This is a genomic window from Brevibacillus jepli (assembly GCF_047229145.1).
Classification (GTDB): Bacteria; Bacillota; Bacilli; order Brevibacillales; family Brevibacillaceae; genus Brevibacillus.
This window is the reverse complement of the sequence record NZ_JBFEFW010000012.1, coordinates 24,005-45,952: the sequence shown is the minus strand read 5'-3', so window position 1 is coordinate 45,952 and position 21,948 is coordinate 24,005. Positions and strand designations below refer to the sequence as shown.

Sequence of the window (21,948 nt, the reverse complement as noted above, 5' to 3'; positions counted from 1 at the left end):
AGGAGCGGATGATGGTGGAAAAAAAACAAGCCAACATTGACAGGGTAGCAGTAAGCCAATGGATAAAAAGTAATGCTTTTCCTCTTCTAACAATAGACCCTCAGGCAGCAGCCAATGATCTGCTACCGCTAGCCACTATGATTCGCGATGCAAAAATTGTGGGTCTTGGAGAGTCGACTCGAGGTGCTAGAAGTGCCCATGAGCTGTACCTGATCAAGCATCGCTTGCTGAGATTCCTGGTCGAGCATGCCGGCTTTCGTTCGCTAGTTCTGGAGGGTGAATGGACGAAAATCATCCCACTGGATGCATACTTGCATACGGGTGTGGGCGATCCCCGCGCATTGCTTGCCGAAGCCTGGGGGCCGTTGCAAACCGAGGAAGTTCTTGATGCCATTCGATGGATGCGTACATTCAACGAGCAGAATCCATCCGATCCTATTCGTGTATTTGGAGCCTATACAGGTGCTGTGGATGCGGAAGCTTATGAACTCATCGCTAAGCTCCCACCCAGTGACAGCCGCGAACTTGCTCTCCAATACGCACGATTTATTGTCGGGTACTATGAGCGCGAAGGCCAAGACAGTCTTTCACTTGATCATCGATTTGCCAAAAACACGATCCTTTGGCTCGAACACACAGGGCACAAAATGGTTTATTGGGGCGGGATTGGACACACAGCCAACAGCAGCCTGATACAAAACAGTGGCAGCGCTGGAAGCTTCTTGCGAAAATACTTGGGGGCAGGCTATGTATCCATCGCTTTGACCTTTCATCATGGATCGGAGTCGGAACCCATTCCATTCCCATCTCCAGACTTCGCGGAAGCGATTTTGTCCCAGCCGGAACTCGAAACGTATTACCTGGACCTACGTACTGATCAACCGGAATCGGTTCGCGCATGGCTCAACTCGCAAACGAAGGTTCGGGTGATTGGACCCTACTACGATCCGGAGAAAGACGCTACCTTTTTTATGGAAGGAGCCCTCGCTGACTGGTTCGACATCATCATTCACACGCACAAGATTACGCCCGCTCAAATACTAGAGTAGTGAACAGCTGATCATTAACAGCAAAAAGCCGACTGCTTCCCAGCGTAGTCGGCTTTTTCTATGTTGGTAAATAAGTTAATTACTTTCGAGAAATGTGATAAAGATTAATTACGAACGTTATTTAAGTTGATGTTAAAATTATTCGTGATTATTCGGGTTATCTCTCGCTTTGTTAAAAAAATCTCGGGGGTAATACTTTTGGTTATCGTAAGTCTCACGCTTAAACCCGAACGATCCCAGATCACACTTTAAAATCTATGCCGAGGAATGGTCCCGGGAACCGATATCCGACAGAGCGTAGACAATCCCAAGTACCCGAACAACGGATACAAAAACATAAGCAACTGACTATACCCAATCAGGCACAGTACGAAAGCGGCTGAAAATAAATACAAGTAAAGCCGCGTTTCCGGAACGTTCAATAATTCACGAAGCTGCTGACCAATCCCGAACACATTAGAAATCAGCGTGGTAAAAATTTCGGAATAGAGGACGAAAACAAAGAACAGCTGGAGCCAATCGTTCCATTGATCCGTTACAAAAAGAATCGGGATATTCATGAGACGGACATCGTCCCAGTTAGCAAGCATGGCCGTGTGTACGACGAGAAGCATGAAGCCAAGGACGACACCGCCAATGACAGCAGCACGGAACAAAATAACCTTTTCGCGGATTGCGTATCCGATTGGGATGAGAACAGATTGCGCCATGGCCAGATTAAATGACACGTACAAGATCGCTTTCCATAGGAACGAGTAATCGGATGGTGGTGAGAGTGGCATGGGTGATTCGGCAGTGCCATCCAGCAATATGAGCAACGCGAACAAAAACATGGAAGGTACGACGACAGCATTGACAACAAGTAACTGCTCCAATCCTTTTCGCAGGATGAAGAGGGCGAACAATACGGTCGCTGTGGTCCCGACCAAATACGGAATGTCAAACTGCTCCTCCAAGACCGAGCCAGCTCCTGCCAGCATGACAGTCGTAACGCCAAAAAGAGTGAGAAAGACCAAAATATTCATGGTGCGACCGATCATCGGCCCGAACAGTTTTTGATTAAAGGACTCATACGAGGGTGTGCGCAAATGGTGAGCAATCAACATCATCTTGTAGCCCAGCCAAACAAAAAGAGATGTGGCGAGCAGGATGCCAATCGTTCCTGCATGTCCGTAGGCAGTGAAAAATGCGAGAATTTCTTGACCACTCGCGAATCCGGCACCTACGACCGTTCCAATGTACGTGGCTGCGACCTGGATACTTTTTCCCCACAACTTCATACTGGTTTGTTCCTTTCCCATCCAAATAGCTGCTAGTACAAGTGTATGAGTCTCGGAGAAAAACAGAATGAAAAAACTTGTCTACATCCTTACCAATGAACAAAAGCGAATGGCACGAGACCATTCGCTTCTTCTTACAAAAGGAACATCGCCACAATTGTCGTCACCAAAAGTCCGATCGCCACGGGATACAGATTACGTCTCGCGAGCTCGAATGGGTCCACTCCACAAATCGCGGCAGCGGGAATCAATGCCCACGGAATAATCGTTCCACCGCCGACCCAGATTGCGGCAATTTGTCCGAGCGCTGTTAACGTAGCCGCACCAGCTCCCAATGCGGTGGCAAACAGTTGAGCCAAGGAGCCAGCTAATGTAATACCGGAGAATCCTGACCCATCCAGCCCAGTAATGACACCAACGGCAGATACCGTGAGAGCGGCTACTTCCTTGCTAATGGGAATCGTCTGTGCGAGTGCAACACCCAGGTCATTCACGATTCCGTGTGAACCCTGTGGCAGCACCTCGCCAAATACTTTGAGAAACCCGCTGTCACCCATGTAAAAGAATGCGGCAATTGGGATAACAGGACCAAACACTTTGAAGCCGAACTGAAAACCTTGGATGAGATGAGCGGTGACTTGCTCAAGACCCGTTTGCTTGTGAGCGAGCATCGTTGCGATGATCAGAATGAGTAAGGCAGTTCCCCCTACTAACGCCGTCGCATCACCACCGTGTAAATCAAAAGCAAACATGGCCACAACATCGAGGATAAATAAGATCGGTACAAGGCCAGCCAACGTACGACGTACTCCATCCGACAAAGGAACTCGTGCCGATGTAAAAACAGCATCCGGTACGACTGTCTCTTTGGGTGTGGCGAGCATACCGAGCTTCATGTCCTTTTTCAAATACCAGAAAGCAATGGCGGTAGTCACTACGCCCATAATAATGACAAGAGGGACACTGGCAGAAATCACATCTGTGACAGGAATACCCGCCGCTTTGGCCGTTAATGTTGGAGCTCCTTGGATGATATAATCGCCGGATAGCGCAATCCCGTGCCCGAACAAGTTCATGGAAACAGCGACACCCATCGCAGGCAGACCAGCTCGCAATGCCACAGGCAGCATGACAGCCCCGATCAACGCGACAGCTGGAGAAGGCCAGAAAAACCAGGAAATGACCATCATGACAATCCCGATGACCCAATAAGCCAATGTGGGATTTCGAACCAAATGGGTCATCGGGCGAATCATCGTTTCATTCACGCCCGTATCTGTCAAAACATGACTCATCGCAACGATGATGCAGATGACAAGGATGGTCGGCAACAGCTCCGTAATCGCATAGATGAAGCTGCCGAATATTCCGCCGACAGCCGTAGTCACAGACCCTGTCGCTACGAAACCAAGAATCGCGATGCCCACGATGCTGATCAGACTGGTATCTTTACGTAATACCATCATGAGAATAATGCCGATCACGAACAAGACGTACACACCATGTATCCACAGCAACTCGATACCCACATCGTACCCTCCTTTTTCTTTACTTCGATTACGTACTCTGATGTCACAACATATGCGAAAAATAGGCCATGGGTGAACGTACAAACTGGCATTTTTGTCCATGATATGCCACTATTAATAGCATGAACGAAGCAAGACGAATACTTTGGTTCCAAGCAAGAGAGGGGGAACGGCATACCGACGTCCCGAGCAATAACGTCGTGCGCCAACTACGATGAATCCGACTACACCCATCCAACGTAAAATGGACCAGGCAATTGAGCTTTTGGAGCGCCGTTTCCTGGAACGAAGTGAATTGATTCGCCTTTTAATGCTCGGCATCATGAGCGGGGAGAATGCCTTGTTAATCGGCCCACCGGGAACAGCCAAGTCCCAGCTGGCAAGGTCTGTGTCTCAGCTATTTGGATCGGAGCATTGGTTCGAGTATTTACTTACCCGCTTTACGACACCAGACGAGATATTCGGTCCAGTCTCACTCCAACAATTGAAGCTGGATCAATATGTACGAAAAACAGCAGGCTATTTGCCCAACGCTCAGTTTGCGTTTTTGGACGAAATTTTCAAAGCGAACAGCGCGATTCTCAATGCGCTGCTTTCCATATTGAACGAGCGAATTTATTTCAACGGCAGAGAAAAAGAAGAGGTTCCGTTGCAGTTCTTAATCGCTGCCTCGAATGAACTTCCGGATGATGATGATCAATTGACAGCGCTCTATGACCGCTTCCTGTTTCGCTATGAGGTTCATTATTTGAAGCATGCTGCAAGCTACGAGCGCATGTTTTCCTTGCCAACCACGCCCCTTCCCGTCGTTTTTTCCTTGTACGATGTGAAGGATATACAAGCAGCGGCGAAGCAGGTGGTCATTCCGGAAACCATCATTTATTTCTTGTACCGTCTAAAACAAGATCTGGAAGCAAAAGAGTATGTGCTATCCGACCGTCGCTGGAGCAAAATCGCGCATGTATGGCGGACCTCTGCTGCCTTGCATGGACGGGAAGAGGTCACGATCTGGGATACCGTTTTTACCCCGCATATGCTGTGGGATGTTCCAGAGGACTTGACCGTTATGCAGGAAGCGTTTGAACAACAATTTACCGAGATACTCAAGAGTGAGATGGAGAACGAACTACCACTCCAACGCTTCGGACAAATTGCGGATAAATGGAAGGAAAAAGAATCGGAGCTGCATGCGTTCCAGTTTAAAAAAGAAGTGGGCGCAAAGCTGGGCAAGGAAGCGATGGAGCGCAATGTCCGGTTGTTGGAGGAGAGTCGCGACGAGGTGGAAGAGACTGCACGTGACTTGCGCAATCGTCTCATTCAGTGGGAGAAGCGGGAGCACGATCTGCATAACTATGTCCTGGAAAAAAACCGCTTGATTCCCCATGTAGAAAAATACGCGGTCAAATATTCGTACCTGCGAATTGAAGGCGAACGGATTTTGCAGCAGCTACAGCGCACATATCGGACGATTTTTGACAAGGAAATCCCCGGGGCGGATTATGATTTTACGTTGTAGGGGGTAGTTCGTATGATCATTGTAGGGGGTAGTTCGTATGATCATTCGCGCTAGCGGTGTTGATCGCTATGTATTTGAAACGTACCTCGCCTCTTCGCGCACCGCTCAGGAATGGGTTCATGAGGCGCGGGCACGAGCAGCATGGTTTGATTTGGAGCTTTTAGCCGATTTTTTCCTCGTCTTTTATTTGGAAAAGCCGGAGATCGATCTGACGGAAGAATCTACTCCTTTTCATCATTGGATGATTCGCACGCTCATGAAGCAGTATTTTACACGCATGATTCATCCTCGGACAGTCGGGCAGGAAAGCGCGTCGTTCAAAACCGCAATCAAGGCCTTGCTGTGGCTGACAGAGACGTTTTCCGAGGAAGTGAAGCAGCGGGAGAAGGATCAACGGCTTTCTCCGCTCTTAACTGGCTTAAAAGACCAGCAAGGCAAAGAAGGAAGTCAACAAGCACAGCTTTCCGAGCTGCTGACAGAAAAACAAAAGGCAAAACTCGAGTTAGTTGGTTATACGCTTCAACAGGGGAAGCGGGTCGTGGAAGACAAGCAAGAGGCCATAGACACCAAGCCTTTAGTGCGGGCAGAGGTATTGTCTTTGCAAAATCGCATTACTGAGCTGCAAGAAGAAATGAAAGTACAGTTCACGAAGCGGACCAAGCTTCTGCAAAAGGTGAAAAAACTGGAGAGTGACCTGGCTCAGAGGGAAAAGCAGCTAGATCGACTGCAAAAGCAAGAGAAGGAAGCGATCGCCGCTTTTGAAAAAGAGCTGGGACAATGGCTGGAGCAATCGCTAAAGGCGACGTTATCCACTGAAGAACTCGATACTCTTTTTGTTGAAGAGGTATTTACGGCCAGTCAGCGTTTTGCCAACCGAAGCTGGGGACATGAGCTAGGCAAGCTGCGCAGGCAAAACTTTGAGCAGTATTTGAAATGGATTGAGAAATTAAAGCGCCATCCTGACCTGGTCGCTTTTCTAAATGAGGTAGGCAGGCAAGTCCATCGCTTTCGTGTAAAGCGTAAAGAAATTCGCTCCAGACATTTTCCTGAGGAATACTATGATTTGCGGCAATCGGGCGATATTGCACACATGCTGCCTGGTGAAGCAGTGCTTCTTGCTGATCCGGACTTCGAGAATTACTTCATGCTCAAATGGCTGGAGCAAAAGCTCATGACCTACGATACTTCGGGATGGGTAGAAGAACCGCCAAAAGGTCCGGTGATCTGCATGCTGGACTCATCCCATTCGATGCGGGGAAGTAAGCTGCGTCTTGCGCAAATCTTCCTCATGACATTTGCTGCCCTCTCGATGCTGGAAAAGCGTGATTTTATCCTCCTCTTGTTCGGGGCAAAAGGCGAGATCAAAGAGCAACCGCTCTATCACAAAAAGCCAGATTGGCCTGCTTTTTACGGCCTGGCGCAAATGGCGTTTGGTGGTGGGACTCACTTTGACGCCCCGATGAAACGAGCCATTGAGCTGGTTGAAAAGGAACAAGCGTGGCGTGGAGCAGATTTTGTCATGGTAACGGATGGAATTGGAGGCATTTCTCCTTATGTCCAAGAAAAACTCATCTCATTGGGTCAGCATAAACAAGTTCGCTTACACAGCTTGATTGTGGGTTCTGCGAGGCAGCATCTCGTACAAGCGTATGATTTGCTGGGCGTTTCTCACCGTGTCAAATTTGCGACGAGCTGGGATGCGGATGGGGAAGAGAACACGGGACTGCTCCTGGATGTATTTCAAACAGCCAAATAAGTGATTCGATGTTACTTTAAAAATCTCGTCTCCTCTCGTGGGACGGGATTTTTTTAGGGAAGCTTAAGAAAAAATTTAACTCTTACCCACTTTTTTCTTTAATAGTTTCGCTTATGCTGAGCGTAGCTAGGCAAGGAAAATGGCAAAAGGAGGACACCATGAAGGAACTGATCAAGCTGGCCAAGCTTATACGGGGGGCCAATGTCTTGTTTTCAAATATTGCACAAAAAGAGCTAGAGACAAATGAAATCAATTGGCAACAAGTATTGATTCTCGAAATTCTTGGAAATGGACCAAAAACAATGGGGGACATTAGCAAGGCTGTTGATTTGTCAAACAGCACAACTTCAGGCTTAATTAGTAGGCTGGAGGAGGAAAATTTGGTACGAAGATTCCGAGACCAAACGGATCGCCGAGTCGTATGGGTTTCACTGACGGAGCGATTATGCAGTGCATAAAGGAATCGGCTGAAAAAAAGTGGATAGACCGCTTCTTCTCAGCCGGTGATCATGACCCCAATTAGCCGACTCTCGCTGCCATCGTACGTCCGAATTCGAGCTCGTCGAATTTGCTTTGAACGACTTGACGATCGTATTCCCACACGGCATCCTCCAGCGCATATTCCACCGGAACATCCCGGATAATCGTAGCCAGCTTTTTACTCAAGTACACCTGATCGCGATGCTCTTCCAGCTTGCTGCGCATTTTAGGTGTACAGTTTGTCAGATTTACATATAGGTTATCCAGATCACCATGCTCGGTAATCAGCTTTGTCGCTGTTTTCTCGCCAATACCTGGGCACCCTGGAATACAGTCCGACGCGTCTCCCATCAATGCTTTGACGTCAACGACCTGTTCTGGTGTTATGCCACGCAATGCCAGGAGGCTCGCTGGATTATAGTGCTCGTGCTTGCCACCATTTTTCAGGATTTTCACGCTGACTCGCTCAGAAATGAGCTGCAAGCTATCGTAATCACCCGTCGCAATGATGACCTCGTGTCCTTCTTCGGATAGACGAGTAGAGAGCGTACCCAATACATCGTCACCTTCATAGCCTGGACAGCCCAAGTTCGGAACGGAAAACGCATCCGTGACTTCCTTTACCAGATCGAATTGCGGAATCAGCTCATCCGGCGCTGCTTGGCGATTTGATTTATAGCCGTCATACCATTGACTGCGCACCAAGGACTCGCGGGAAGCGACATCCCAACCGACTACCAAATGAGTAGGTCGGGTTAACTCGGCGTAATCGAGCATCATTTTCGTAAATCCATAAACCGCATTGGTGTATACACCTGTTGACGTCTGGCGATAGGCTCCACCCCAAGCAGAACCATAAAAGGCGCGAAATAAAAAGCTCATGCCATCGATGAGCAGTACTTTTCCAGAATCACTCACAAAACCTTGCCCCTCTCACTACCAAACTATACGCACCATTATAGCATAAAGGAGCGGGACAACCTTGTCAGATTTTACAACTGAAATATCGTACGAAACCGTGCATGTACTTTGATTACGGTGGGATGATAGTACCACAAGAGGTCAACAACAACCTCTTGAAAATCAACTTCCGGTCTCACAGCGAGGAGCAAGAAACGCTGACGGTTCAACACCGTCCCGGGAGAAAAAACGCGTCGGGAGGAATCAATCATGGCTAACAACCAAGGTGGCACCAACAATCTGGTAGTTCCTCAAGCGAACCAAGCTTTGGATCAACTCAAGTATGAGATTGCATCTGAATTCGGTGTAAATCTCGGACCAGACACTACTTCTCGTCAAAACGGTTCTGTTGGTGGCGAAATTACCAAGCGTCTGGTGAGCTTCGCTGAGCAACAAATGGCAGGCCGCTAAGCCATAGTGATGACAAGTAAATAGCTGGATGAAGAAAGGTCCCTTAACAGGGGCCTTTCTATTTTTTCATAAAGCCCTTTCTTTCCTGTGTGGTGCAAACACACAAGCACAATCGCGGACTAGTCATATGGTGTAACGAACAGATAACTATCTTCGTTTGTCCAGTGGAAAGGAGCGACGATAAGGCTATGAAGAAAAAAGAAGTAAAACAGCTGTTAAAAAAGCATCCCGAATTTGAAGCGTGGGTCCTTGAAGATTCCATGCGGATTCGAGCGGTTCGGAGCAACCCTGATATGGCTGAAGAGTTGTTTAAAAGGTGGAGCGACCGTAAAAGAGGGGTGCTTGATTTTGACGGCATCTCGCAAAAAACAAAACGTGCAAGTGAAATGCTCACAGGCGTGCAATCCATTATGGACATGATGTCCGATTATTCGAAGAAACAATGAGAGAACATGTTGAATGATTGGAGAAGGCTAGCTCAATAGCCTTCTTTTTCTTTTTCCTTTCAGGGTGTGTTTTGTTATACTAGAAAATGGGAGGGAGCATGTCTATGTTCAAATCAATGGTTAGTCTCATGTTGGTAACAGCATTGACACTCGTCTCAGGGACAAGCACATTCAGCCAGACATTAGAAGGCGTTTACGCACAAGCAGCTAAACAACAGCAACCAGCGATCAGCGTAACACCAGCCAAAACATATCCTGGGGACGTTATATTTGTACGCAGTAAACAACCACAAACCGTAACGGTGTTCTCACAGAACTATCACTTGCAACAGACGCAAGATGAGTATGCCCGGTTTATCCCGATTCCATTTAACACCAAGCCCGGGACCTATAAAGTAACGTCAGCGGACAAGAAGCTGTCGGTGTCTGTCACGATTTCACCTAAAAAATTTGAAGTAGACAAGCTCACGGTTAGTAAACAGCTCAATAAAATGCGACAGGATACGAATCGAATCAACGCGGATCAAAAAAAGATCAATGCAGCCAGATCAAGCTCAAGAGCGATTCCGTATTTTACTGAGCCGTTTAAACAGCCGGCAGTAGGAAAACTGACGACTCCGTTCGGCTATCAGCGGGTCGTGAACGGTGTACCAGCCAACAGACACTCGGCGATTGATATTGCGAACAAAACAGGAACGCCGATTTGGGCGAGCAATCATGGTAAAGTGGTACTGGCCGACTCCTTATACTTAACAGGCAATACCATTATTATCGACCATGGGCTAAATATTTTTTCCATATATGCACACATGTCCAAGCTAGATGTCAAGACAGGACAAGAAGTGAAACAGGGACAGGTGATTGGACAGATGGGTAGCACCGGATTTTCTACAGGTCCTCACCTTCATTACGGCATGTTAGTCGGAAATACGTATGTAAATCCGCAGCCGTTTTTTGATGCATCACCTTTCCTCTGGAAGTAATTGGAGGTGTCTTATGAGAGTCACAAATGTGCCAAGCAAAGTGTTAAATAACATGGTTCATTTCTTGGCGCCGTATGAACAAGCAGTTGAAGAGTTAAAGTTAAAATTAAAAGGAATCAAATACGGGTTTCTAAAAAGCGGCCGTTATTCTCCGATTGAATTTGTAGTTGGACGAGTGAAAAAAGTCGACAGCTTATTGAAGAAGGCGAACGAAAAGGGAATCGACTTCTTGGGAGATAATTGGCAAAGTGACGTGGCTAATGAGGTGCAGGATATCGCTGGTCTTCGTGTCGTATGCCGTTATGTTGACGACGTACGCGAGGTACAGCAGCTGCTGCAGGAGCGGGAGGATATCGTCATCCACGATGTGAAGGACTATATCGCAGCTCCGAAGGATTCCGGTTATAGAAGCATTCACATGATCGTCTCGTATACTGTCTACCATGGTAGCGAAAAGAGAACGCTCTTTTGTGAGATCCAAATTCGCACATTGGGAATGAACTTCTGGGCGACGAATGAACATGAGCTGCGCTACAAGTATGCAGGCAACATTCCGTCAGACGTGTTAGAGCAGCTTCATGAAGCGTCTGTGATCACGCACCAGCTCGATGTGCTGATGAACAATTTGCGTCAAGAAATCCTCACACCAGCTGAGGTTGATACGACACTCGAAGAAAAATTGGAAGAAATTTTTTCCTTGTACGTCAAGCAGGATTTGGATTCTGCCGCAGCCTTGTACAGAGAACACGTCAGTGGGTTCGAAGAGGCTTTTGCGGACAATCCGAAGTTTAAAATGATTCACGATTTGTTGGGGATCCGGTTGAAATAACGTCTCCTGAAAAAACGCGACAAAGTAGGAAAGGATATAGACTAACATGCGCTTTTTGCTAACGAACCTACTCGTTGTGGTGATGGTTTTGTTCAACCTCGGCATGCCTTCCGCTTTTGCCGAGGAGTCATCAAGCCTGGAACCGAACACTCTCACTGGACAATCAGCCATTCTGATTGATGCTACAACGGGACAAGTCTTGTTTGAAAAGAACCCTCATGAGAAGCTGTACCCTGCTAGTATTACAAAAATCGCGACAGGTATTTACGCGATCGAAAAAGGCAATCTCGCTGATACCGTCACCGTCTCAAAAAAAGCACGCCGTGAAGAAGGAACACGTGTCTATTTGGAAGAGGGAGAACGGATTTCCCTACGCAATTTACTGTACGGACTGCTCATGAATTCCGGTAACGACGCCGGTACAGCGATTGCTGAGCATATGAGCCAGACGACAGAGCGTTTTGCAGTAGATCTGAACGCCTTTTTGAAAGAAAAAGTAGGTGTTACCGAGACGAATTTTACGAATCCGCATGGCTTGCATGATCCTAATCATTACACCACTGCCGCTGACATGGCCAAAATTTCGCAGTATGCGATGAAGAACCCTGTTTTCAGGGAGATCGTCGGTACCAAGCGACTCCCTTGGCATGGGCAAACGTGGGAAACGGTCTTAGTCAATCACAACAAGCTATTGCGTGATTATGAAGGGGCCACGGGGATTAAGAATGGTTTTACGGATCAGGCGATGCATACGCTGGTAGGCTCCGCCAAGCGTGGAGAGATGGAGCTAATCGCAGTCACCATGAAGGCTTCCACGAGTGCGAATGCATACAAGGACGTGAAAAAGCTGTTGGACTTCGGGTTTCAAGGCTTTGAGACCAAACCAATCGCCAAAAAAGGGGACGCTTTTTCAGAGGTAGCTGTTCCTGGCAATGAAGCGGTTGTGAAATTCACAGCCAAAGACGATCTGTATGCAACGGTACCGAAAGGCGTGGAGCCTTTGGTAGATCTCACAGCGGACGGAAAGCTGTCCGTCCAGGCTGGCAGCTTAACTGTAGCCTATCCGTTACTTCGTCATGAACCTCCCGCACCTGCTAGTGCGTTTGGAGATACAGGAAGCGACGCCACACATCCATTTGCACGCTACAGCGTATTAATCGTCTGGTTAGGTATGAACCTTTTCTTGATTACGTATACGTTTACTCGTGCTCGGAGGAATAAACGCATCCGTGAGCGCAGTCTTCAGAGACGCTTCTACTAAATCAAAAATGAAAATGATAAGCAAAACAGGACGAGGCTACATGCGCGTCCTGTTTTTTTCATGTCATCTCTTGTTGAGTAGTGAGGATAGATGCCGTGTCCAATCGTGGAGAACGAGCGTACTGTATAGGAGTAACTTCTATTCTGGTCAGGAGGGAGTGAGATGGACAGCCCAATCTATGATCGACCGTTATTGTCCGTCATCATCCCAATCAGTGACAACGCCAGGAATACGAAAAAGCTTCTATCTTTCGTGAAAAAAATAGCTTCTGACACGGAAGTAATCGTCGTATTCCAAGGAGTAAGCTCCCGAGCGGCTATGCTGTCCCTTGACCTGGGAGCACAAGTCATACCCATTGGGATAGAAACAAACTGTAATGAGGCCAGGGCGATTGGCTCCGCTCACGCGAGGGGAGATATTGTACTCTTTATGGATGAACGCCTTGAAATGCCTCTTTTATACTTGAAAAAATATGTTACGCAAGTCAAAAAGGGTTCAGATGTAGTCATCACGACATGCACCAAACCATTCGTTTCAAAAAAAGGAGAACGTTCACCTAGAAGCGCGTATTGCTTATTGAACCATCTTCTCGGCCAAAAAAGTATGGGCTCTGCATCCTTTGAAAATACCCCGTTTGCCTTAAGCCGAAACGCTCTTGATTCGATTGGATCTGAGAACTTTTCTAATCCTGCAATCGCACTGGTCCAAGCGTCAGCATTGGGACTCAAGATGACGAAGATAGTCCCATTGGCTACACGAAAGCAAACGACAGGTGCAAGTGATAACATTCCAAAAGACACCCGTACGATATACCATGAGCATGCGAAGGCAATTCAACTGCTAACGAACGGTACAACGCAAAGAGGCGCCGATCAGGATGGTAAACGACATCGCGCCCTTGTGGAAGTAACAGACGTCCTGCATTTGCGCTCAGTGATTCATCTGGAGTCCCGTGTTAAGGAGGGGGGTGGATGGGGTGCAAAACGCAAAACGAAGTATTCGAGAACCCGCAAAAAAACGCAGAGAAGATCACATTAATGGCAAAGAAAAAGGCAAAAACTTGAGCCGATTAAGTGTTATTCTCTCTGTACAACAGCATGAAAAGACGATCAAAAAAGTACTTAAAGAAATTGAGAAACTTCGACCGATGGAAATTGTCCTCATTGTAAATGGGTGCAAGGATCATTCGTTGAAAAAAATACTCGCTTATTCCTCTTATCCACTCACTGCGTTTGTGTACCCGTTTGCATTAGGCGATGACGTATGGAGAGCAATTGGAGCCAAGGAAGCGTCAGGAGATGTGTGGCTGTTTCTCGATGCTGATAACATTGTCGCAGCAGAAGATATGCAATCTATTGTCAGAACTTGTTATCAGGGAGCAGACATTGCACTACGTAAGCACACAGAGTCCCGTAGGCATCCTTCCCTGGAACAAAATACAGTGCTGCTAGCCAAGGCATTTCTCAATAGCTTGGTTGAACATCCTGAACTAGGGGCCACATCCATGGCCGATTTGCCTTTTGCCATGACACGACAAGCGGCATCAATCATCGGTGTGCAACATTTAGTCGTCCCTGCGGTCGCGCACGCAATTGCTATGCAAAAACAATTGCGAGTCGTGCCTTCACACATTAGGGGATCAGCAAAGCTCTCGAGAAAAAGTGCGCCACGGCCAAAGACTCAGACCGACGCGAATCAAACTGCCCTCGGAGATCATTTGGAAGCAATCAATTATGTGATGGCACACACAAGTAAATAGAACTGATGTTGCGGCGATGCCATCTGTAGGTATCGCTTTTTTGTTAGAGAACCTGCGTAGCTGACGTACGGAAGGAATTATTTGTTAATATGTCGAAAATGGGGAAAATGGGTTGAGGGGGAGAAATATTTTGAGCAAACCTAGATTCGGTGTATCCGGAAGTACAATCTTATCGAATCCAGAACAATTTGACGAATTATTTTGGGAGGATATTGACTTAATCGAAATTGGAGAATTTCCTCATGAAACGGCTTTCCGTACTTTCTTAGATCTGTGTAAAGTAAAACAAATACCCTTTGGCGTACATTCACCATTACTACGGAATGGAAGTAAGTACGACTTACTAGAAAAAGTTTCATTTGAACCTTTGATCGCACGAAAGGAATTGGAGAAAGAAGCCGAGTTATTGTCACGTCTAGGTGCACAATATATTTTGGTACATTTTCCTTATTTTAAAAGTGAAACAACAGAACCTGTCAACGAGATGATCGAAACGGGTTTGCAAGAGTTGTGCCGAATACAAAATAAATACGGTATACCCATTATATGTGAACCCAAATTAGGGATTGGACGTTCTGCGAAAGGCATACAATATCTTGATTCTTTTCCTGTAGAGATATGGGAAAGGTATTCCTTGAAGCTCTGCATAGACATTGGAGATTATCTAATTGCAACAGGAGATGAAATAGTAAAATATGTAGAGAAGTGGAAGGAATACATCAAAATTGTTCATGTGCATAACGTTACTTACGAAGACGGTAAGTATATTTGGATTCCAGTACATCCGAGTCATGAAAATAACGGAAAGCAATATAAGTTAGCACATATCATTCGTTTCTTATCACAATGCAAAGATATACATTTTATATTTGAACATACACCACATAGCAACCCAAGCAAAGAATTCGTTCAGCAGGGATATATTTGGACGAGAGATATTGTTATGTCTAGTCTGGCGAACAGGTCCTCATTTCAAATTTCACAGTGCGAATCAGGCATCGGACGAACAAATGGAGGCCAGTGCTAAACAGTACTTGCAGTATATTTTGCAGCTTGAGTCCGATTACACCAAGAAACAAGTCGTACAATCGTAAGGTGCTGGAATCATTTAATCTCTTGACTTTGCATTGTTCGGTTTTTGTAGTACGATAGGCAAGTAGGTCATTTTTTCTTGATAAAGGAGCAAACAGATTATGAGTATTCATATTGGAGCACAGCAAGGTCAAATTGCTGAAACCATCCTGCTGCCGGGCGATCCGCTACGGGCTAAATACATTGCTGAAACTTTCCTCGAAGGAGCAGAGTGCTACAACAACGTGCGTGGCATGCTCGGCTTCACAGGTACATACAAAGGTAAGCGCGTTTCTGTACAAGGAACGGGCATGGGAGTTCCTTCTATCTCGATCTACGTCAATGAGCTCATGCAATCATATGGTGTTCAGAACTTGATCCGTGTAGGTACTTGCGGCGCTATCCAGGAAGACATCAAAGTTCGCGACGTAATTATCGCCATGAGCGCATCTTCAGATTCCCAAACGAATCGTCTTCTGCTCAATCAGGTTGATTTTGCTCCTACTGCAAACTTTGATTTGCTGCACAAGGCGTATCAAGTAGCGACAGAGCGCAATTTGTCTGTTAAAGTGGGGAATATCTTTACGAGCGACAGCTTCTATCGCGAGAACTTCGACTTGTACAAAAAATTGGCATCCTATCAAGTGCTTGCTGTTGAAATGGAATCCTCTGCACTGTACACGTTGGCTGCCAAATACAAGCGCAATGCATTGTCCATCCTCACCGTAAGTGATCACATCCTGACCGGTGAAGAAACGAGTGCTGACGAGCGTCAATCAACCTTCAACGAAATGATTGAAGTGGCTCTGGACGCAGCTCTGATCAAGTAAATTAGCATGTAGACGACATCCCACTGGCAAACTATCGTCAGTGGGATTTTATGTAGGGGGATGGAATCATGAATCAAAACTGCCCTGCTTTTTTTGAAACGGCATTTGACGAAGGGTATACACAAGAGCAAGAAGGCTATCTATATCGCTTGTTTTGCCAAGATGTGGGCAAGCTTCACCTGAAAACGGGAAAAATCGTGGCCAATGATCCATTTGTCATGTTCGAGACCGAACCATTTGTGGAAACTTTTCCAAAAGGGAGCTTTCTTGTACAGCTCGCTATCGCGCAAGTTCAACCCTTATCAAAGGAAAAGCAAGCTGAGAATACAGAAGAGCTAGATGAACGAGTAGCATTGGCAAGGATCACCTTCTCGGATAAACCTGTCGTGTCTTGGAAAATGGCTGTTTGGGAGCAATCAGATGTGTCGCAGCTTGGAGCAGGTGAGTTCTTCGGTTATGGTGTTGACGCGGGTACAGGCTCTTTCATGGACGCAGAAGCATGCGCGCTCTTGGAAGGAGAAATGGAGAAGGACGACACATTCTATGAGACGTTGATGAAGGGTATGGATCAAACATATAAACACACGCGGAGTTGGGCCCTTACAGAGATTGGCGAAGGCTGTAATGTTGCCATGTTCTCAACTGGCTGGGGAGACGGTAGCTACGCGAGCTACATTGGATATGATGCAGATGGACAAATCGCACGCTTGGTGACAGACTTTTATTTGTTGGATTGGATGGGAACCGCTGAGTAAAAGAAGGCGGGAGAAAGAGAGAAGGAAAGAACGGCATATACACGCCAAAGCAGAGTGCCACCGTAGGCACTCTTTTTTTGGTTATTTTTTCTTATTTCGTTCGAGGTAGTGAGCCAGATTGTTCAAGGTATCTTCGTATGATCTTTTTTTCGGAGTAGGCTTGATGGTTTTGGATTTTGGCAGTACTTTGGTCATTTTGGGACCTCCGAGCAATTTTAATTATAGTGATCTTAATTATAATATAAATGAATTTACAATAAATGTAAATATGATATTTTCATTTTATTTTAAAATTTTTAATAATAGTAAATTTTGATTGCTATAAAGAAGTAATTCGCGTAGTAAAGACATTTGGTTGCTGCATGTTATGGTTCGCTGTAAAACTGAGTAACAGTTGTGTACGAAGCTTCTTCATTATAGTTTTTATGAGTGCAAGCTATGCTGGATGCAATTATGTTATCGAGTACCGAACAGATAGATGGTTAAAAAGCTATTTATTTGTATTCGTCATTGATTGGATCCAATTACATACGAATTCGTGACAAAGTTGGTTAGAAAAGGTGAGCACCCCTCTTAGGAATTATGTATTTCACATTGAGTCCGATAATATATATTATGTAAACTGATAAAAAGAACAGAAATTGAGCATGTGTGGATATAATCAATTTTTGTCTGGCGACACAAACATACTACCATTCCGCGACACAAACATACTTTCAAGTAATTTCACGACACAAACATACTACTAATTAGGACTGATTTTTGTGTTCAGTAGCATGTTTGTGTCGTAATAATTAGCACACAAACATGCTGCTATAACTGTCTTATGACACAAACAAGTCCACCATAAAGAGATCACTGGTGGACTTGTTTGTGCATAGACATATATATGTTCACGACACGACTATCTAAAATCTGACTTGCATTTTTTTGCTTTTTCTTATTCAGTTCATAAAACAAGCATTTCATGTACTGAAAATTTGGTGCTTTTTCTACTATTTTATCGTCATTAAATTCTGTTGAATTTTTCACGCTTTTTTTGTGCGAAATAAGATTTATAAACAACTGAAATCCGTCTGTTTTTTTCTTCCTCCACAAATTCATTGATAAGACTTTCATAAACTAATGTTCCCTTTTCTATTTTTTGAGGTATCGGATAAAATCCAATCCAAGGGAAATGGTATCTTCTGTGCCATGTCTTTTCGTTCATGTATTTTGACCAGGTCTCTCCCCTGATATTTAAGAAGTACGTGTTAAACACAAAAACGATTTGAGCATCTCGATTAATCCTTGCTTTACAGAACTCTTTGGCAACATTTAGTGTAATATTCTCTAATAACATTAGCTGCTTAAACCATACTGAATAGTAGTTTAGATCATCATATTTAATCGTATATTCACCCATATTTTCAATTTCTATAGGTTGAAGAATAGTTGCTATTGTATAGTGCATGATATCACTCCTAATTACACTCTTTCTATCCATCCTTTCCAAACTTAAGTAGATTTAATCGGAGAATATGGAGAGCAGATTTTCCTTCCCAGTCTTTGAATACCGTAAGGAATTCAGGAAAGTACCGATCCAACCAGTTGTGAACTCTTCCCTGTACAGCCTGTAAGTCAGTTGTTAGGAGATCGCGAATCTTCATTGCCTCTCGTAGTTCGGCATATACTCCTTGCGGAATATTAGGTACAGCGTATCTCCCATCTTTGATTAACTGTGCGATGACTTTTGCATCTTTCACATCATTCTTTGTTGGAGAATTGTCGTCTAGTTCTTTGCTTTTCTTCACATGGAGAGGATTGACCACTCCACATGGGATATCGTGGTCTTTTAAGTAATGGACGAGATTTAGCCAGTATTGACCCGTCGGTTCCATACCTACAATGAATTCACTACATCCGTTGTTCAACATAATTTGCTGAGATCACTGTAGAAAGCCATCGAATCCCTCTTTACTATTCTCGAATGTCAGTGGCTTTCCTAGGTCAACTCCTCTATAGTCCTGTGCCCGAGCCACGTGTTTAAATTTTGCGATGTCTACCCCAATAATTAGTGTGTGAGAAGAGATTTGAGATATCTTCTGATTCTGAGTATAATTCATTACGATAGCCTCCTTGGTTTGTTTGAGGGTCCGATCGCTTGCCGGCAACTGGGACCTTTGACCATCATACCAAGGAGCTTTTTTGTTACTCAAACCTCAAATTCTTCATTATAGGAATGCTGCCCGTTCGTATTATGAGGTCAGCCAGTTAGCTCAGTGCTATCGCCAGTCTAATACTTTATTTTCCCAGTCTACAACTATATTTTCCGAGTCTAACACTTTATTTTTCAGTCTAATGGTTTATTTTCTTTTAACAGCCGCCGGTATTTGTCTTTCAATAGAAAGATCGTCTCCATTTACACAAAAGACGACATTACCGTCCCTCCGTTGTAGTTAGGAAAACAGACTTCTCTCCAAGCTTGCTTTTCCTTGTACCTTTTGCCAATTGACTAACAGTACCTTTTAAAACCTCACTCGCCATTTTGAACATAATCATTCTCTCCCTTTGGTTGTGGTAATTTTCGGTGACGTAAATGAAAAATTTGCGCCCGCTTTCTCGATTTCACCTCGCTTTTTGAGAACGCAAAAAAGCCCTCTGCAGCAACATGAGCAATTTCACCAGAAAAAATAGTGAAAGCTTTAGTCGCCACAAAGGGCTCAAGTTACCTGTGATCGATAAACTATCCTATCTCAAAGAGATAGCGAAAGCGATCATTAAATCACGCGAGATACATGTCCAGCCGGTCTAAAAGAAATTAGGATAACTATATGGAACTAGTGTACTTCATTACCGGCTACATGTAAATATTGGTTTTCCGAGCTTAGTCTTTCTTCATAGCAGCGATGATGTCTGAATCCATTATAATTGAGGAGTCTTTCTCGATTGTCCCCAAATAATGAGACAAATGATGCCAAGAAATACCGCCCACCAGTATTGACCAAAGTCAATCTTTAAGCCAGCTACCATAATTGCAATCGACCCAAGTATGACATGAACGACTCCAAGAGCACCATAAAGAAGAACATGCACCCCATCTTGCTCATCCTTTGATTTCCAATAGCTAATACCTGTAAATATCATCAGGATCAAGGATGAGAAGTGCAATCCGTCCCCCAATAGAGACTGTGGTGAGTCGTAAAGTATACCCAGATCATGGTTGTATTGGGAAAGAGCCCGCTTGCTCCATTATTGTGATTAACGGCATTTTAAAAAATAAGCAGACGCCTGAGGGGCGTCTGTTGCCGAGCGCTTACTTTTTCGAATCCTGATTAATGGAAAATGGCGATTCGGTCGACAGGATGGCGATGGGTGGCGTATCCTTCGGCGGCTTTTCGCCCGATCGGCACCATGGCTGCGAACTTGACGTGTTCAGGAAGATTCAAGATTTCCTTGACTTTATTCGGGTCGAACCCAAGCATCGGGACAGTGGCATATCCCATCCCCTCAGCTGCAAGCAGTAGAAATCCGAGCGCGATATAAGTTTGCCCGAGTCCCCATTGCCCTCTTTCTTCTACGCTCATCGACCCGAAGTAAGCGGACAAATTGGCCGTTTCCTCTTCTTTTCTCTCCGCAGACAGTCCCGGATGTACGGTATCCGCAAGCTTTTCCAGCACATCCTCCATATCGCTGGCGACCATGGCAACCGCCGGGGCGGAAGTAACTTGCTGCTGGCCGTATGCGGCTTCTTGCAGCTTCGCCTTCATCGCGGGATCCGTGGCGATGTGAAACCGCCAAGGCTGAAGGTTCCATGCGCTCGGCGCCAGCCCGGCCAATCTTATCATTTCCAGCAAATCTTGTTTCGGGATCGCTTCCTGAACGAATTTACGTATGCTGTGGCGGGATTCGATCGCTTCCTTGACGGTCAACGGCTGAGCTGTAACTTGCAGCATGCAGGTTCCCCTCTTTTCGATTGAATTAGGCGGCTCGTCCCGCTATTATGTTCCCCTCCGTGAATAGGTTTCAACAGTTGTACGCATCCTAAAATGAAACCAAAAATGGAGGGATTTGCATGAGCAAAAAAGTGTTGATCGTATCGGGAGACGCGGTGGAAGCTCTCGAAATTTATTACCCGTATTACCGGTGCTTGGAAGAAGGCTTGGAAGTGACGATCGCTTCGCCTTCGGTCAAGAAGCTGCTCACCGTTAGCCATGACTTTATCGAAGGAATGGAGACGTTCGAGGAGAAGCCGGCCTACCGTTTACAATCGCATACGGCATTTGCCGATGTGAATGCCTCGCAGTACGATGGTCTGATCATTCCCGGAGGACGCGCCCCCGAATATATTCGGATGAATATAGCGCTGCCGGATATTATCCGGCATTTTTTTGAAGCCGGTAAGCCAGTCGGCGCTATTTGCCATGCTGCGCAAGTACTGGCCGTTCTTCCGGAATTGATGCATGGGAGGGAATATACGGCTTATCCGAATTGCCAGCCGGATGTGACGGCATGCGGAGCCACCTATATCGATCAAGCGCTTCATACGCATCGCAATCTAGTTTCGGGTCAAGCTTGGCCTGATTTGCCGGGGTTCATGCGAGAGTTTCTTAAGCTGCTCAAATAGTTGTGGAATAGCGCTCCATAGGATGGAATTCGAATATCGTAATCTTCTAACTCTATTAACGTGTGTGGACGTAGCCCAAGCGAAGGCGCGGGAGCTGGATTTTTATTCCTGAGGCAGTTCGTTTGAGCCGTAGCGTTCCTCAAACAGCTCAGCAGTCTCATCTTGACTAACGTATCTCCGAACCCACGAATGACGCGGCTTGCGAAGCGTTCGTTGTACTCTATCGCTTCGAGATACACGATCTTTTCCGCGGTGTCGATGTTCGTCAAACTGTTCATTGGCTTTAGACGCTTGCGGAATTCCTTGTTCATTCGCTCGATGGGATTCGAGGTATAGATTGCCTCCTAGATGAAGGGTGGTCGAGGGGATCGCGATGCCGTGGGAGAACCGAAAAAGGCGTTTTGGACAGTCATATTCTCATCGAAAA

The 21,948-nt window shown here is 45.7% G+C and carries 21 protein-coding genes and 2 pseudogenes; 15 read left to right on the top strand and 8 right to left on the bottom strand.

Going from position 1 to position 21,948, the window contains the following annotated elements; translation table 11 throughout:
* Window positions 1–14: 14 nt before the first annotated feature.
* Entirely contained in the window at window positions 15–1,049 is a 1,035-nt protein-coding gene (locus AB1L17_RS14735; RefSeq protein WP_412845669.1) for an erythromycin esterase family protein, read from the top strand.
* Between the two features lie 248 nt (window positions 1,050–1,297).
* Here AB1L17_RS14735 and AB1L17_RS14730 read toward each other — a convergent pair whose 3' ends face one another.
* Window positions 1,298–2,350: a YkvI family membrane protein gene (locus tag AB1L17_RS14730; protein ID WP_412845670.1), complete on the bottom strand. Its 1,053-nt coding sequence runs from the start codon at window positions 2,348–2,350 to the stop codon at window positions 1,298–1,300.
* Window positions 2,351–2,463: 113 nt separating this feature from the next.
* On the bottom strand, window positions 2,464–3,858 hold the full coding sequence (locus AB1L17_RS14725) for a hypothetical protein (protein WP_412845671.1): 1,395 nt from the start codon (window positions 3,856–3,858) through the stop codon (window positions 2,464–2,466).
* Window positions 3,859–4,072: 214 nt separating this feature from the next.
* Here AB1L17_RS14725 and AB1L17_RS14720 point away from each other — a divergent pair, with 214 nt between their 5' ends.
* The 3 genes from AB1L17_RS14720 (at window position 4,073) to AB1L17_RS14710 (ending at window position 7,588) form a co-directional block, all read left to right on the top strand.
* Entirely contained in the window at window positions 4,073–5,374 is a 1,302-nt protein-coding gene (locus AB1L17_RS14720; RefSeq protein ID WP_412845672.1) for an AAA family ATPase, read from the top strand.
* Window positions 5,375–5,411: 37 nt separating this feature from the next.
* On the top strand, window positions 5,412–7,130 hold the full coding sequence (locus tag AB1L17_RS14715; protein WP_412845673.1) for a hypothetical protein: 1,719 nt from the start codon (window positions 5,412–5,414) through the stop codon (window positions 7,128–7,130).
* 158 nt (window positions 7,131–7,288) lie between these two features.
* Complete coding sequence (locus AB1L17_RS14710; protein ID WP_412845674.1) at window positions 7,289–7,588, top strand: MarR family winged helix-turn-helix transcriptional regulator; 300 nt, start codon at window positions 7,289–7,291, stop codon at window positions 7,586–7,588.
* A gap of 61 nt (window positions 7,589–7,649) precedes the next feature.
* Here the strand turns inward: AB1L17_RS14710 and AB1L17_RS14705 are convergent, their stop codons facing one another.
* Entirely contained in the window at window positions 7,650–8,528 is an 879-nt protein-coding gene (locus AB1L17_RS14705) for a 5'-3' exonuclease (protein ID WP_412845675.1), read from the bottom strand.
* A 252-nt stretch (window positions 8,529–8,780) separates the two neighbouring features.
* On the opposite strand from AB1L17_RS14705, the gene AB1L17_RS14700 reads away from it, so the two are divergent.
* From AB1L17_RS14700 to AB1L17_RS14655, 10 genes are all read left to right on the top strand, one after another.
* Window positions 8,781–8,981 (top strand): alpha/beta-type small acid-soluble spore protein, encoded by a 201-nt coding sequence (locus AB1L17_RS14700; protein WP_106842000.1) that lies wholly within the window; start codon window positions 8,781–8,783, stop codon window positions 8,979–8,981.
* Between the two features lie 188 nt (window positions 8,982–9,169).
* Complete coding sequence (locus AB1L17_RS14695; protein ID WP_412845676.1) at window positions 9,170–9,427, top strand: hypothetical protein; 258 nt, start codon at window positions 9,170–9,172, stop codon at window positions 9,425–9,427.
* Window positions 9,428–9,531: 104 nt separating this feature from the next.
* Window positions 9,532–10,410: a M23 family metallopeptidase gene (locus tag AB1L17_RS14690; protein WP_412845677.1), complete on the top strand. Its 879-nt coding sequence runs from the start codon at window positions 9,532–9,534 to the stop codon at window positions 10,408–10,410.
* A gap of 13 nt (window positions 10,411–10,423) precedes the next feature.
* A complete protein-coding gene (locus AB1L17_RS14685; RefSeq protein ID WP_412845678.1) occupies window positions 10,424–11,239 on the top strand; it encodes a GTP pyrophosphokinase in 816 nt (271 codons plus the stop codon).
* Window positions 11,240–11,285: 46 nt separating this feature from the next.
* The gene (locus AB1L17_RS14680; RefSeq protein WP_412845679.1) at window positions 11,286–12,500 is read left to right on the top strand and encodes a D-alanyl-D-alanine carboxypeptidase family protein; all 1,215 of its coding nucleotides are present in this window, start codon (window positions 11,286–11,288) and stop codon (window positions 12,498–12,500) included.
* A 162-nt stretch (window positions 12,501–12,662) separates the two neighbouring features.
* On the top strand, window positions 12,663–13,538 hold the full coding sequence (locus AB1L17_RS14675) for a glycosyltransferase (RefSeq protein WP_412845680.1): 876 nt from the start codon (window positions 12,663–12,665) through the stop codon (window positions 13,536–13,538).
* Complete coding sequence (locus AB1L17_RS14670; RefSeq protein ID WP_412845681.1) at window positions 13,477–14,259, top strand: glycosyltransferase family A protein; 783 nt, start codon at window positions 13,477–13,479, stop codon at window positions 14,257–14,259. Before AB1L17_RS14675 ends, AB1L17_RS14670 begins: the two co-directional genes overlap by 62 nt.
* Window positions 14,260–14,389: 130 nt before the next feature.
* Entirely contained in the window at window positions 14,390–15,286 is an 897-nt protein-coding gene (locus AB1L17_RS14665; protein WP_412845682.1) for a sugar phosphate isomerase/epimerase family protein, read from the top strand.
* 166 nt (window positions 15,287–15,452) lie between these two features.
* Window positions 15,453–16,160: a purine-nucleoside phosphorylase gene (deoD, locus tag AB1L17_RS14660; protein ID WP_412845683.1), complete on the top strand. Its 708-nt coding sequence runs from the start codon at window positions 15,453–15,455 to the stop codon at window positions 16,158–16,160.
* Window positions 16,161–16,228: 68 nt separating this feature from the next.
* Window positions 16,229–16,915 (top strand): DUF4241 domain-containing protein, encoded by a 687-nt coding sequence (locus AB1L17_RS14655; RefSeq protein ID WP_412845684.1) that lies wholly within the window; start codon window positions 16,229–16,231, stop codon window positions 16,913–16,915.
* Between the two features lie 1,009 nt (window positions 16,916–17,924).
* On the opposite strand, the gene AB1L17_RS14650 is transcribed toward AB1L17_RS14655, so the two are convergent.
* The 4 genes and pseudogenes from AB1L17_RS14650 to AB1L17_RS14635 all read right to left on the bottom strand — a co-directional run bounded on the left by AB1L17_RS14650 (window position 17,925) and on the right by AB1L17_RS14635 (window position 20,850).
* Window positions 17,925–18,368 carry a hypothetical protein gene (locus AB1L17_RS14650; RefSeq protein ID WP_412845685.1) on the bottom strand — a complete coding sequence of 148 codons (444 nt, stop codon included), beginning with the start codon at window positions 18,366–18,368 and terminating at the stop codon, window positions 17,925–17,927.
* 55 nt (window positions 18,369–18,423) lie between these two features.
* Window positions 18,424–19,020: pseudogene (locus tag AB1L17_RS14645) on the bottom strand (IS110 family transposase); the annotation flags it as partial.
* Between the two features lie 799 nt (window positions 19,021–19,819).
* Complete coding sequence (locus AB1L17_RS14640; RefSeq protein WP_412845686.1) at window positions 19,820–20,065, bottom strand: hypothetical protein; 246 nt, start codon at window positions 20,063–20,065, stop codon at window positions 19,820–19,822.
* A 164-nt stretch (window positions 20,066–20,229) separates the two neighbouring features.
* Window positions 20,230–20,850: a nitroreductase family protein gene (locus tag AB1L17_RS14635; protein WP_412845687.1), complete on the bottom strand. Its 621-nt coding sequence runs from the start codon at window positions 20,848–20,850 to the stop codon at window positions 20,230–20,232.
* 119 nt (window positions 20,851–20,969) lie between these two features.
* On the opposite strand from AB1L17_RS14635, the gene AB1L17_RS14630 reads away from it, so the two are divergent.
* The gene (locus tag AB1L17_RS14630; RefSeq protein WP_412845688.1) at window positions 20,970–21,521 is read left to right on the top strand and encodes a DJ-1/PfpI family protein; all 552 of its coding nucleotides are present in this window, start codon (window positions 20,970–20,972) and stop codon (window positions 21,519–21,521) included.
* Window positions 21,522–21,623: 102 nt separating this feature from the next.
* Here the strand turns inward: AB1L17_RS14630 and AB1L17_RS14625 are convergent.
* Window positions 21,624–21,862: pseudogene (locus tag AB1L17_RS14625) on the bottom strand (IS256 family transposase); the annotation flags it as partial.
* Window positions 21,863–21,948 lie beyond the last annotated feature (86 nt).

Excerpts from the sequence above, each read along its gene's own strand:
- AB1L17_RS14675 (WP_412845680.1), top strand. The coding sequence starts at position 12,663 with ATGGACAGCCCAATCTATGATCGACCGTTATTGTCCGTCATCATCCCA.
- AB1L17_RS14630 (WP_412845688.1), top strand. The coding sequence starts at position 20,970 with ATGAGCAAAAAAGTGTTGATCGTATCGGGAGACGCGGTGGAAGCTCTC.
- AB1L17_RS14690 (WP_412845677.1), top strand. The coding sequence starts at position 9,532 with ATGTTCAAATCAATGGTTAGTCTCATGTTGGTAACAGCATTGACACTC.
- AB1L17_RS14695 (WP_412845676.1), top strand. The coding sequence starts at position 9,170 with ATGAAGAAAAAAGAAGTAAAACAGCTGTTAAAAAAGCATCCCGAATTT.
- AB1L17_RS14700 (WP_106842000.1), top strand. The coding sequence starts at position 8,781 with ATGGCTAACAACCAAGGTGGCACCAACAATCTGGTAGTTCCTCAAGCG.
- AB1L17_RS14710 (WP_412845674.1), top strand. The coding sequence starts at position 7,289 with ATGAAGGAACTGATCAAGCTGGCCAAGCTTATACGGGGGGCCAATGTC.
- AB1L17_RS14730 (WP_412845670.1), bottom strand. The coding sequence starts at position 2,350 with ATGGGAAAGGAACAAACCAGTATGAAGTTGTGGGGAAAAAGTATCCAG.
- AB1L17_RS14650 (WP_412845685.1), bottom strand. The coding sequence starts at position 18,368 with ATGCACTATACAATAGCAACTATTCTTCAACCTATAGAAATTGAAAAT.
- AB1L17_RS14715 (WP_412845673.1), top strand. The coding sequence starts at position 5,412 with ATGATCATTCGCGCTAGCGGTGTTGATCGCTATGTATTTGAAACGTAC.
- AB1L17_RS14720 (WP_412845672.1), top strand. The coding sequence starts at position 4,073 with ATGAATCCGACTACACCCATCCAACGTAAAATGGACCAGGCAATTGAG.
- AB1L17_RS14635 (WP_412845687.1), bottom strand. The coding sequence starts at position 20,850 with ATGCTGCAAGTTACAGCTCAGCCGTTGACCGTCAAGGAAGCGATCGAA.
- AB1L17_RS14680 (WP_412845679.1), top strand. The coding sequence starts at position 11,286 with ATGCGCTTTTTGCTAACGAACCTACTCGTTGTGGTGATGGTTTTGTTC.
- deoD (WP_412845683.1), top strand. The coding sequence starts at position 15,453 with ATGAGTATTCATATTGGAGCACAGCAAGGTCAAATTGCTGAAACCATC.
- AB1L17_RS14655 (WP_412845684.1), top strand. The coding sequence starts at position 16,229 with ATGAATCAAAACTGCCCTGCTTTTTTTGAAACGGCATTTGACGAAGGG.
- AB1L17_RS14685 (WP_412845678.1), top strand. The coding sequence starts at position 10,424 with ATGAGAGTCACAAATGTGCCAAGCAAAGTGTTAAATAACATGGTTCAT.